This is a genomic window from Sporomusa malonica (assembly GCF_900176355.1).
Taxonomy (GTDB): domain Bacteria; phylum Bacillota; class Negativicutes; order Sporomusales; family Sporomusaceae; genus Sporomusa; species Sporomusa malonica.
The window spans coordinates 248,688-259,751 of record NZ_FWXI01000006.1; the positions used below are offsets into that span (position 1 = coordinate 248,688).

The 11,064-nt window shown below is 42.2% G+C and carries 13 protein-coding genes and 1 riboswitch; of the genes, 5 read left to right on the forward strand and 8 right to left on the reverse strand.

The genetic code is table 11. The annotated features are described in order from the left end of the window. Positions 1 to 33 precede the first annotated feature (33 nt). The 3 genes from B9A22_RS09555 to B9A22_RS09560 all read left to right on the forward strand — a co-directional run bounded on the left by B9A22_RS09555 (position 34) and on the right by B9A22_RS09560 (position 878). Entirely contained in the window at positions 34 to 303 is a 270-nt protein-coding gene (locus tag B9A22_RS09555; RefSeq protein WP_084575489.1) for an Ada metal-binding domain-containing protein, read from the forward strand. 79 nt (positions 304 to 382) lie between these two features. Then, the gene (locus tag B9A22_RS25385; RefSeq protein WP_176215462.1) at positions 383 to 559 is read left to right on the forward strand and encodes a hypothetical protein; all 177 of its coding nucleotides are present in this window, start codon (positions 383 to 385) and stop codon (positions 557 to 559) included. Positions 560 to 650: 91 nt separating this feature from the next. Next, positions 651 to 878, forward strand: coding sequence for a PDZ domain-containing protein (locus tag B9A22_RS09560; RefSeq protein ID WP_084575490.1), 228 nt, complete (start codon positions 651 to 653; stop codon positions 876 to 878). Positions 879 to 1,020: 142 nt separating this feature from the next. Here B9A22_RS09560 and B9A22_RS09565 read toward each other — a convergent pair whose 3' ends face one another. Beyond that, on the reverse strand, positions 1,021 to 2,724 hold the full coding sequence (locus B9A22_RS09565; protein WP_084575491.1) for a HAMP domain-containing methyl-accepting chemotaxis protein: 1,704 nt from the start codon (positions 2,722 to 2,724) through the stop codon (positions 1,021 to 1,023). 83 nt (positions 2,725 to 2,807) lie between these two features. Further along, a riboswitch (cyclic di-GMP riboswitch) is annotated at positions 2,808 to 2,897 on the reverse strand. Positions 2,898 to 3,068: 171 nt separating this feature from the next. Here B9A22_RS09565 and B9A22_RS09570 point away from each other — a divergent pair. Next, complete coding sequence (locus B9A22_RS09570; protein WP_084575492.1) at positions 3,069 to 3,605, forward strand: hypothetical protein; 537 nt, start codon at positions 3,069 to 3,071, stop codon at positions 3,603 to 3,605. 9 nt (positions 3,606 to 3,614) lie between these two features. On the opposite strand, the gene B9A22_RS09575 is transcribed toward B9A22_RS09570, so the two are convergent. The 7 genes from B9A22_RS09575 to sigG form a co-directional block, all read right to left on the reverse strand. Beyond that, positions 3,615 to 5,345, reverse strand: coding sequence for a TIGR03960 family B12-binding radical SAM protein (locus B9A22_RS09575; protein ID WP_084575493.1), 1,731 nt, complete (start codon positions 5,343 to 5,345; stop codon positions 3,615 to 3,617). Between the two features lie 97 nt (positions 5,346 to 5,442). Beyond that, positions 5,443 to 5,979 (reverse strand): 4Fe-4S single cluster domain-containing protein, encoded by a 537-nt coding sequence (locus tag B9A22_RS09580; protein ID WP_084575494.1) that lies wholly within the window; start codon positions 5,977 to 5,979, stop codon positions 5,443 to 5,445. A gap of 14 nt (positions 5,980 to 5,993) precedes the next feature. Continuing rightward, positions 5,994 to 8,006, reverse strand: coding sequence for an anaerobic ribonucleoside-triphosphate reductase (nrdD, locus tag B9A22_RS09585; RefSeq protein WP_084575495.1), 2,013 nt, complete (start codon positions 8,004 to 8,006; stop codon positions 5,994 to 5,996). Positions 8,007 to 8,027: 21 nt separating this feature from the next. Further along, on the reverse strand, positions 8,028 to 8,492 hold the full coding sequence (gene nrdR / locus B9A22_RS09590; protein WP_084575496.1) for a transcriptional regulator NrdR: 465 nt from the start codon (positions 8,490 to 8,492) through the stop codon (positions 8,028 to 8,030). 182 nt (positions 8,493 to 8,674) lie between these two features. Beyond that, complete coding sequence (locus tag B9A22_RS09595) at positions 8,675 to 8,932, reverse strand: YlmC/YmxH family sporulation protein (protein ID WP_084575497.1); 258 nt, start codon at positions 8,930 to 8,932, stop codon at positions 8,675 to 8,677. Between the two features lie 101 nt (positions 8,933 to 9,033). Continuing rightward, positions 9,034 to 9,639 (reverse strand): stage II sporulation protein R, encoded by a 606-nt coding sequence (gene spoIIR, locus B9A22_RS09600; protein WP_084575498.1) that lies wholly within the window; start codon positions 9,637 to 9,639, stop codon positions 9,034 to 9,036. A 34-nt stretch (positions 9,640 to 9,673) separates the two neighbouring features. After that, complete coding sequence (sigG, locus tag B9A22_RS09605) at positions 9,674 to 10,447, reverse strand: RNA polymerase sporulation sigma factor SigG (protein WP_084575499.1); 774 nt, start codon at positions 10,445 to 10,447, stop codon at positions 9,674 to 9,676. A gap of 348 nt (positions 10,448 to 10,795) precedes the next feature. Between sigG and B9A22_RS09610 the strand changes: the two genes are divergently transcribed. Beyond that, positions 10,796 to 11,064, forward strand: a 269-nt coding sequence (locus tag B9A22_RS09610) for a helix-turn-helix domain-containing protein (RefSeq protein ID WP_139796215.1), incomplete at its 3' end; no start/stop codon positions are given.

Here is an 11,064-nt window from a genome sequence, read left to right on the forward strand (position 1 = left end):
ATTACAAATATACATTAACAAAGAGGCTCAACCATGACCAAACGACTAACCGCTCTTCTTCTTACCTTAACCTTACTCCTTGGCATGACAGCCGCCGTTGGTGCAGTTGCGCTTGATGACTGTAACCATAACCACTTCTCTCCGTCTTCAACCGCTTACATTGGAGCCAGTACTACTGGAAAATTCCACTACACCGATTGCAACCGTGCACAGCGAATACAAGATGATCACAGAATATATTTTAGTAGTCGAGATGAGGCTGTCAATGCTGGCTATATGCCTTGTAAGGTTTGCAAACCGTAAAAAGGTGTTAATATCTCATTTTATTAATATTATATAACCTACTACATTCGAAGATAGGCCCAGGAGGCTTGAGACAGAGGTGACTTATATGCCGTTAACCCGAGAGCAAAAGCAACATATTTATGAAGAAGAACTCGAACGCATTAAAGCCCGCAAGCGCATCCAGGCTGAACAGCAGCCAGAGCCTTCACGGGCGATGAATTGGGTTTGTCATAGTTTTTTTATTTATGTTTTATGTGGTGTTTGGTGGAGGTAAATAATATGTATTAAGGCTGTGAAGCATTATGAGTTGAAAATTTCGCAAAAGCTTTACTCTTATCAAAGGCTGTCTGGCCAGGTGGTCCTTTTTGATAAAAGGATTTGCCCCCCCTACCCGCCGTCCGCTTCCCCAGCAACCGATAATTGAAAAGAAAAATGACCTAACTTTTGGCTTTAAATATGGGCTGATGGATGCTACTGGTTGCGTACAGGTTATAGAGATAGTCCCAGGTAGCAGCGCTGAAAAAGAAGGTTTGGAAAATGGTTACTCTAAAACCAACAGCACTTGGCGAGCAAGAAAAAATGGTGTTGCTTGAAAAAATTTTGATTAAGATATAAGGCTATAATATCCTGCAGATATTGTATTCTTATTTCTGAGCATAATACAAACTATAGTAAAATCCCGCCTGCAAGCAGGCGGGATTTTACTATAGTTTATACTTATTCGGGCCATAGCCATTATGAGAGTTTAAACCGACTAACAGTTTCCGTTAACTGACCGGCCATCTGACGCAATGCATGACTTGATGCTGCGATTTCTTCCATAGAAGCCGACTGCTCCTCTGTGGCAGCAGATACTGACTGAGATTGAGATGCTGCCTCTTTGCTCACCACTTCTATCTCTTGGACTGATCCAATGATTTGCTGACTGCCACCAGATAACTGCTGAATTGATTCGGAAATTCCCCCTACTTGCGCCGATACCAATTCTACCGCATCTCTAATCTCTTTAAATGCTACTCCGGCGTTTTGAACCAATATGGCACCTGCTTCCACTTCCTGTTTGCCTTTATTCATTACCAGGACTGCTTTATCAGTGTCACTTTGAATTCCGGCAATCATTTCCGATATTCTCTTTGCTGCATCTTGAGACTGCTCGGCTAGTTTCCGAACCTCATCAGCAACAACGGCGAAACCCCGTCCTTGCTCACCCGCCCGAGCCGCTTCAATAGCCGCATTCAGTGCAAGCAGATTAGTTTGCCCGGCAATCCCTGAGATCGTTTCTACAATTTGTCCTATCTCTTTGGATCGTACGCCTAATTCTGCTATCACTTCTGCAGAATTAGCAACCGTTTTCTCTGCACCGCCCATTTGCTGTACAGCTTTCTCTATGGCTTGTTCACCGGTTTTAGCGGTGACTGCTGCTTTCATAGAAACTTCGGAAACTTCATTGGCGTTGGCAGCAACCTGAGTAATATTTCCCGACATTTCTTCAACTACATCAACAGCCTCGTTTACCGCTTTAACCTGCATCTCAGCGCCCATTGCAACTTGAGTAATGGCTTGAGCAACCTGCACTGCTGCCTGAGCAGACTGCTCGGCAGCTTCGGTTAAATTCATTGAAGATGAAGCAACATGTCCGGATGCCTCAGAGGTTTGACTAATGAGCTCTCGCAAGTTATCTTCCATACGGTTAAAGGCTGTTATTAAATCGCCGATTTCATCATTTCCCCGATATTGCAGGTCATGACGTCTCAGATCCCCATCTGCTATTTTATTAGCAGCAGACAATACTGTGTTGATTGGTCTGGCAATGCTTCGTGAAAGCCACAGCGCTATGCCCACAGCTAAAACTACAATTGTAATATCTAAAATAATTATGATCATTTCAATCTGATTCTCTGTCTTATGGGTCTGCTCTACGCGCAAATTCATTCGTTCACTAAGGAAAACAACCAGATCGTTCATCTGTTGCTCTGCATCACGACTACTCGCTCCAGCAGTACTCATATAAGCCAGCGATTCCGCTATACCCTTTTCGCCTCTAATCTGAATAGTCTTCTCTGTAGCTTCTTGATATTTACTCACAGCCTTTTTCAATTCAGACACTTTTTGTTTGCCTTCGGGAGTTATAAGTTTTTTTTCCAGGCTGCTAAAAAGCAGTTCCATTTTTTGTTTGGAAGCTTGGAGCTCGTTAACATAGGTTTTATCTCCTGACAGTAAATAACCCCTTGCATAATAACCTTGATTCCTAAGTTCAATGGTAAGGTCCTTGACTTCGAACACAAGCGGCGCGCTCCTTGAAATCAAACCGTCATAACTGCCTTCAATTTCATTCAATTGAAAAAAAGTATACCCGCATAACCCGCTAAAAGCAATTGCTATGAAAAGAAACACTGCTAGAATTTTTCTCCCAATAGTAAACCGTACTTCGTTTTTCATTTCTTCCTCCCACGTTTTTATATTATAAAGCAAATTAAAAAACCCAGGGCATAGCCTGGGCACTTCAGCTATCTTCTCTTAGAGAAGGCGACCTGGCAATCGTAAACACGCTAGGTGTTCTTAGACCCATAGTTTTGCGTCCCGGCCTTTCAGCAGGTTTGCCAAACAGTATGTAGTTAGTTAATGTATAGCCTGCGGATAACCGTTATTATTATACTTGTTTGTTTCGACATTAGCAACTATTATTTTGCAATATTCACCAAAATTCGCGATTAATAGTTGCAGATTTTTACTTTCCCGCTTACAATTATTTAAGAATATTTATGCTAGGAGGCGTACCTATATTGAAGAAACAAGTTATTGTTTGTCTCTCTCTTTTATTACTTTGGACAAATGTCTGTTTTGCCGGACAAAGTTTACTAAGCCCTAGCCCTTATGTGGCAGTTGCTGTACATATTGATACTACCAGCAGAGATATCTTGGGAGTTGATTTCTTAGAGTCAGGTATAAATCGTCTAATTCAAGCCAAGTTTAGCCTAGTTATGATGGATGGAATGGTACTATCAGGAAATAGTGTTTTAAAAGATTTAAAAAAGTCAGGTATTGACGACTTTAACACCGCTGATCTTGGTAAACTCAAGAACTTTGGTCAAACAAACGATGTAGCCTATGTCCTCCTCCTTACCCTTCATCCCCTTGATGTTTCCGCCGATATGAAAGCTTTTGATGTGAGTAAAGGTGATTATATAATTGGAAAAAAAATAACCCAGCCTAAAGAAGCTGAGTCTAAATCAGGGTTTATGGATAACATTCTAACTAAGTTCACCCTTTTAATTGACAGCGAACTTGATGATGTACTAAAAACTATTACAAAATCGTGATAAAACTAACTACTGGCACACCCCGCATCGCTTACACCCCGTCACGCATGGCGGGGTGTATTCTTCTGCCTGTGATTGCCGGTATTCGGACAAAAGGTATTCTGGAGCGAATCCCATACTCAAATTATGCCATGGCAAAACTTCATCATCATTTCTACTACGATATAAATAGAAATCTTCGTCGACTTTATGAATTTTGAGAGCCTGCTTCCACCCCTTCTGGCCTCCGCCGTTCATAGCTGTAGACAACACTTCCCCAAGCCGACGGTCACCCCGAGCCAACACGCTTTGAATATATGCCTCCTTAGGCTGTTCAACCAACGCCTCTATCCCTTTTATTGGTTTTAGGGCGCTCTGAATATATTTTAATCTAGCAGACACCTCCGCTATAGATGCCATAGGCAGCCATTGGAATGGAGTAAAGGGCTTAGGAATAAAGGGATTAATGCTTAGTGTCAGTGTACCCCTACTACCCAAAGCTTCCATGTGTTTTTTGCTATTTTTAGCCATCTCGACAATGGCTTCAATATCTTGCGTAGTTTCCCCCGGCAAGCCAACCATGATATATAACCTGACATGTGGAATACCTGCTGTCACTGCTGCGGCTATTGCTTGATATATATGTTCATCACTGATTTGCTTATTAATAACTTTCCGCATCCGCTCACTGCCTGCTTCCGGGGCCAGCGTGATGGTTTTGTGCCCACTAGCAGCCAGAGATTCAACCAATACCGGCGTTAAAGAATCTGCTCTCAGCGATGCAACCGACATGGTAAGCCCCTGATTTAAAATCATTTGGCATAGCTTATCGATTTCAGGATAATCAGAAATGGCAGCCCCCATTAAGCCGACTTTTGCCCGAAGCAGCTTGGCTTTCTCTACCCCTTCAGCAATTTGTGACAATGACCTTACCCGTGGATTACGGAAACAATAACCTGCCATGCAAAACCGGCAATGTCTGCCACAGCCTCTAGCAACCTCTATTAAGTACATGTCCTTAAACTCAGTATCAGATGTGATAATGACCGTTTGACCAGGATATCGCCCCAAGTCTTTAACATAGCGGCGGCTTACCCTATCCGGCACCTTTAAGTGTCGTTCATAACATTGGATAATACCATCACTGCCGTATACAGGTTGATAAAATCGAGGTACATAGATTCCTTCAATTTGGGCCAGGCGCAGCAGGAGTTCGTTTCTTGACAAACCACGCCGCTGACTATCATAGTAGCTATCTAAAAAATCCTGGATTACCTCTTCACCTTCGCCGATTATACAAACATCAACAAAATCAGCTAATGGTTCCGGGTTAAAGGTAGCGCACGGTCCACCAATAATTACCAGGGGATCACCCTCTCCCCGATCAGCAGCCTTTACCGGAACTTTGCCGGTCTTAAGCATGGTGAGCAGATTAAAATAATCCATCTCAAATGAAACAGCAAATGCAATCAGTGGAAATTCATATAATGGCAACTGGTTTTCCAATGTTAACAGCGGTGTGTTGGTTCTGATATACTCGTCCATCGTTTTTTTGTCAGGCAAAAATAGGCGTTCACAGGCAGTATCGCCTCGGCTATTTATTTGTTCATACATAATATGCAGTCCAAGATTAGACATCCCAACATGATAGGTATTCGGGTAAACAAGTGCCATAGGATGGCGAGAACCAGGTGCGAAGGCGAGTGTTCCTTGCTCAGCAGCTACAATTTTTTGCAGACGTTCTTTCAGATTCCAAGACATTTTTTATCACATCCACTTGTAATGTCTACCGATAAGCCTGTTACTGGTAACATTACAATAGTATACAAAGATTTAACTAAAATTATAGCGAATATTCCTATGCCCAAAGTTTATAAGAAACCTCTTCCCATAGTACGATCCGCTCAGCAGTCAACGTTGCTGCGATGTCAACCAGACGCTGGTTGCGGGAACCGCGAAACGCCAATCCCAAATCACGTTCCGCATGGCTGTATAAGCCGTCAATTAAAATATCAGTCTGTTTAAGGAGTTGTCCTATGTCCTTACGCTTTACTGCCATAGCTACCAGTTGCTCAAAGGTAAACCCACTATACGAAACAATATCGAGGCCTAGGATTTTTAGCTGTTTGCCTAGATAAGCCAAAGGTCCAGCTTGAAGAAATGGTTCACCGCCCGAAAAAGTTACCCCTCTTAACAATTTGTTACGGGCGGAAATTCCCTCAATATAACGAAAAAGGCCTTCAATATCAGCAGTATACCCACCATTTATATCATGGGTGTCAGGGTTATGGCATCCTTTACATTGATGCGGACATCCTTGGGTGAAAACCACCAATCTCAATCCAGGTCCATCTACAATACTTTCTTCAGTTATCCCTGCAAGTCTAATTTCCATACTTGTTCCCTACCTTAGATATGTCTCACACGCTGAGTTAACTCATTTAACTTAGCATCGTTAAACCGGTCAACTGTGCTCAAATAGCCAGTAATGCGACGAACGCGGCGAACACTAGTAGTACCGCATGAAGGGCATTCATCTGTGTCAATTACCCCGAGATGGCCGCAGCCTTCGCAGAAATCAACCGGATAGTTAAAACCGGCATAGCCAAAATCACATTTGCGCATATAGCGGATAATTTCTTCTAAAGCCCCCAAGTTATTAACTGGCGGTGCACCAAATTCAACATAGCTTATGTGTCCGGCATTGGCATACTTATGATACACGCCTTCAATACGGATTTTGTCAAAAACGCTTACAGGGTAGTTAACAGGGATATGGAAAGAATTGGTGTAGTATTCTTTATCAGTAACTCCAGGAATAATACCGTACTCACGACGATCCATTTTAACAAATCGTCCTGACAGACCTTCGGCAGGCGTGGCTAATAGCGTATAGTTCAAATCATAATGTTCAGCCGCCCTATCAAGCTTATCACGCATGAAAGCGACAATCTCTTCACCCATGATTTGTGCATCTTCATTTTCACCATGGTGATAGCCAGCTAAGGCAGTCAGTGTCTCAGCCAACCCAATAAAACCCACAGAAAGAGAGCCATGTTTGATAACATCTTCGATATAATCATTAGGCTTTAGGTTATCCGAGTCTATATAAAGTCCCTGCCCCATCAAGAACGGCATATCACGAACCTTTAGCTTAGCCTGAACTTGATAGCGATGGTACAGCTGTTCGCAGGTTAGATCAATAAACTTTGCCAGACTCTGATAAAACTTCATAAAATTACGCTCAGCCTTAATCGCTAGTCTCGGCAAATTGATCGTAGTAAAGCTCAAATTACCACGTCCATCAGTCACTTCCGGACCGCAGCGATTTGACATTACTCTGGTGCGGCACCCCATATAACCGACCTGATCTCCGTACTCCTTATTAAATGACGAATCCATAAAACTAAAGGTAGGATTAAGGCGTTGGGCTGAAACACGAATTGCCAATTTAAACAAATCATAATTAGGATCACCAGGGTTAAAATTAACCCCTTCTTGAAGCCGGAAAATGATATTAGGGAAGATCGGATTTTCTCCGCGCCCTAAACCTTTTTCGTAGGCTAGTAACAAGTTCTTAGTGACAATCCGCCCAGCAGGGGAAGTATCGGTACCTACATTGAGACTAGAAAAAGGTACCTGCGCGCCTGCCCGAGAATGCATACTGTTTAAATTATAAATCAGTGCCTCCATGGCCTGATATACTTCTTCATTGCTAGCCTTTTCCATAAATTTCGCCATGTCACGGTCAAAAAAAGCAAAAGACTGACCGCCGTGCATATCATTTTGCGAACTCTGTAAGATAATGGCAGCAAGAGCAGTCGCTGAAGCAGGACGTTTAGGCGGCCGAATAAAACCATGACCATTATTAAATCCACTATGTAGTAGTTTCCCTAGCGGTATCTGAACACATGTTAGCGTTTTTCCATAGAAATCCAAATCATGAATATGATAATCGCCTTTAACATGGGCTTGTGCAAATTTTTCTGGGATAAGACGGTTTAAATAGAAAGATTTACTGGCAGCACTGGCGATTTGCAGCATCTTGGCAGACGGCGAATTAGAAACATTAGCATTCTCACGGCTGGTTTCTACCAAAATCTCACCAACAGCATCCATAAGATCTGATTTTGCTTCCCTCATCCGTGTGCGCTTGTCCCGATGCAGAATATACGCTTTAGCTGTTTTGGCATGGCCTGTTTCAATCAATACCTTTTCTACAGCATCCTGTACATCCTCAACACTAAATAAACCACCATTATACTTTTGCTTTAAAAATTTTAATACCTCAAGCGTAAGTTCCAGCGCCAACTGTCGGTCAGCACCGCCTACTGCTTTAGCGGCTTTATAAATAGCTTCTGTTATTTTACTTTCATCAAAAGATAGCTCCCGGCCATCACGTTTCTTTATCTTAGAAAACATTAAATTTCCCCCATATTCAGCTTACTCTTTATGCTGTGATTTCATAAGCAGCTCAAGTTCTTGCATAAAGTTATTAATATCGGCAAATTGTCGATAGACTGAGGCAAACCGTACGTATGCCACCTGATCAATCTCTTTTAGCTGCTGCATTACGGCCTCGCCAATTTGATGGGTAGATACCTCCCGCTCAATTTTGTTGCGAATCGCTTTTTCAATTTTGCTAACAGCTATCTCAATAACATCAACAGGCACTGGCCGTTTTTCACATGCTCTTACGATCCCCCCAAGCAACTTTCCTCGGTCAAACATCTCGCGACGTCCGTCTTTCTTAATAACCATTAACGGTATTTCTTCCACTACCTCATAGGTAGTAAAACGTCGGGAGCAGCTCGAACACTCTCGGCGGCGCCTGATAGAATTCCCTTCGTCAGATGATCTTGAATCAATCACTTTGCTGTCAGCCACCCCGCAAAATGGACAGCGCAATTTACCCACCCCTTGATTACTCTGCTAAGTATGATATACTATTTATAGCTCAGCAGACATCCATACTATATATTGTATCTAAATATTAAATATACGCCATATGTTGTATTTTCTCCTGCTTGTGGGAGAAAATTCTACAAAAAAATCTCTAACCTTATAACAAGGTTAGAGATTTTTTTTCATTAATCATGTTTAAGCTCGCCAAAATTGCCAGCTTCCACTAAAATTACATCCATGCCTATTTTGCTAATTTTATCCCATGGAATAACTACATCTTCGTTACGTCCAAAGAGTCCTAAAAACTTTCCTATACCTGGCACAACAATCGCAGTAAGTCGGCCAGTTTCAACATCAATTTCTATATCAGTTATATTGCCCATACGTTTGCCATCAATTACATTAATCACTTCTTTTAATTTCAAATCGCTGGTTTTTAACATCTATCCCCCTCCTCTGCCTGGACACTCTCTCATAAATATGTAGCATCTAGATTCTACAATAATTATATGAAGGACAAGGGCTAAATGTGTGCCAAAATAAATTATTTATTAAATAATTCGGCTACTTTCCAACGGACTTGAGGAATAGAAGGATTCTGCTTGTCAGCTTCTTTAGGAGAGCTCAGCGGAGCTAGCGCAGTGTTTGCTCCATTAATGAAACATAGTGGCGGAAATAGTACACACCACCAATTTTGTCCGGCTGCCTGACCCAATAGAATACGAACTGCCTGATAATCGCCGGCAGGTAGTACCAAACTGCCATATTCGCGAACAGGAAAATCAAACGTACCCATCTGTACAGCTACCGGATAATCTGCACCGTTTTCACCTAGTGTTTTTCTAGCTACCATAACAATGTTCTCTTGGTGCCTGCTTATGATTTCTTTAGCTTCCTGAGCACCGCTCACGTTTTTAACGTAAGGGGTCAGATAGGTAATAACGGCATCGCGCACTTTTAATTTAAGCTGCTGATCTTCGGTGCTGTCACTGTTAGCCAGAATATGCAGTCTAACATAATCGCCGCGACTAGGCGTCATAGACAGCTCTTTTTCTTCCTGACAAAGCAGGAGACTCCAACCGCCAGCAACGAAACAGAATACTACTGTTAACACCAGCAGTTTAATCCAGAGTGATAAATTTCTCCTCATTTTTACTGCCTCCCGAGCATTGTATCTGACTCTTTTATATATATTTGCGCATATGACCTAGTGCCGCTTTCTCTAGTCGGGACACTTGCGCTTGGGATATACCAATTTCTTCTGCTACTTCCATCTGAGTTTTGCCTTCAAAAAATCTGAGGGTAAGGATATGTTTCTCACGGTCGCTTAGCTTACGCAAGGCTTCTTTGATAGCCACTCCCTCGAGCCAGCTTAAGTCAAGGTTCTTATCATCACTGATTTGATCCATGACAAAAATGGGATCGCCACCATCATGATAGATGGGCTCAAATAATGATATTGGTTCTTGGATAGCATCAAGCGCAAAGATTATTTCTTCCCGTGGTACTTTAAGCTCATCCGCAATCTCATTAATAGACGGTTCCCGCGAAAATCGACTAACCAGCGAATCCCTCACTTGCAACGCTTTATAAGCAATATCCCTCATTGATCGGCTCACCCTGATGGGATTATTATCTCTTAAATACCGCCGGATCTCCCCAATGATCATAGGTACCGCATAGGTGGAAAACTTAACATTTTGCGCTAAGTCGAAGTTGTCAATTGCTTTCATTAGTCCAATACAGCCGACTTGAAATAAGTCATCTACATATTCGCCTCGATTGTTAAACCGCTGGATTACACTGAGCACTAAACGTAGATTACTATAAATCAGCTGTTCGCGGACCGCTTTTTCACCAGCTTGCATTACCTCGAACAACTCACGCATTTTAGTGGCAGAAAGCACCGGGAGCTTTGCCGTATTTACACCACATATCTCGACTTTATTGACAATCATGTTGTTACCTCCCCAGTTTTTCTAAGCTACTAAAACTACTTGCCCCACACAAGCATTATTGCCACGGCCTGGAGGTTTTATACTCTAGCTCCCAACAACACTCTAAAAATCATAAGAAAAGACTTGGCTTGTGCCAAGTCCTTTAGGACGCCGGCAGAAGCCTTAGTCGTTCTTATGTCAATAGAATTGCGTTATAAATTCTGGTAGACTAAAGAAAACACGGCTACGCCGAGCTATCCAGGAACTATACTATCAGGACAAAAAAAATTAGCCGCAAGGTTCTGATATGCTCCCCAATAGGTAGACAGGAGAAATAATAAAACCTGTTACCGAAAGGGGAGTATTTTCATGCCTAAAAAGAGTCGATATAGCAGTGCAGAAAAGTTGGCAATTATCCATGAGTTTGAGCAAGGAGAATCAAGCCAGCGATCTGTTGCCGATAAATATAACGTTGATAGTATAACCATAAAGCGATGGATACATCGTCTGAAACATCATGGAATAGAAGGTCTAGAAGATAGATCCCAGAATCAGAGTTACTCAGTTGAATTGAAACTTTCCGCAGTTCATGAATTTCTTTCTGGAGAATCGTCTCAGAAAGAAATCATAGAAAAGAA

Excerpts from the sequence above, each read along its gene's own strand:
- B9A22_RS09555 (WP_084575489.1), top strand. The coding sequence starts at position 34 with ATGACCAAACGACTAACCGCTCTTCTTCTTACCTTAACCTTACTCCTT.
- B9A22_RS09565 (WP_084575491.1), bottom strand. The coding sequence starts at position 2,724 with ATGAAAAACGAAGTACGGTTTACTATTGGGAGAAAAATTCTAGCAGTG.
- B9A22_RS09575 (WP_084575493.1), bottom strand. The coding sequence starts at position 5,345 with ATGTCTTGGAATCTGAAAGAACGTCTGCAAAAAATTGTAGCTGCTGAG.
- B9A22_RS09580 (WP_084575494.1), bottom strand. The coding sequence starts at position 5,979 with ATGGAAATTAGACTTGCAGGGATAACTGAAGAAAGTATTGTAGATGGA.
- nrdD (WP_084575495.1), bottom strand. The coding sequence starts at position 8,006 with ATGTTTTCTAAGATAAAGAAACGTGATGGCCGGGAGCTATCTTTTGAT.
- B9A22_RS09595 (WP_084575497.1), bottom strand. The coding sequence starts at position 8,932 with ATGTTAAAAACCAGCGATTTGAAATTAAAAGAAGTGATTAATGTAATT.
- spoIIR (WP_084575498.1), bottom strand. The coding sequence starts at position 9,639 with ATGAGGAGAAATTTATCACTCTGGATTAAACTGCTGGTGTTAACAGTA.
- sigG (WP_084575499.1), bottom strand. The coding sequence starts at position 10,447 with ATGATTGTCAATAAAGTCGAGATATGTGGTGTAAATACGGCAAAGCTC.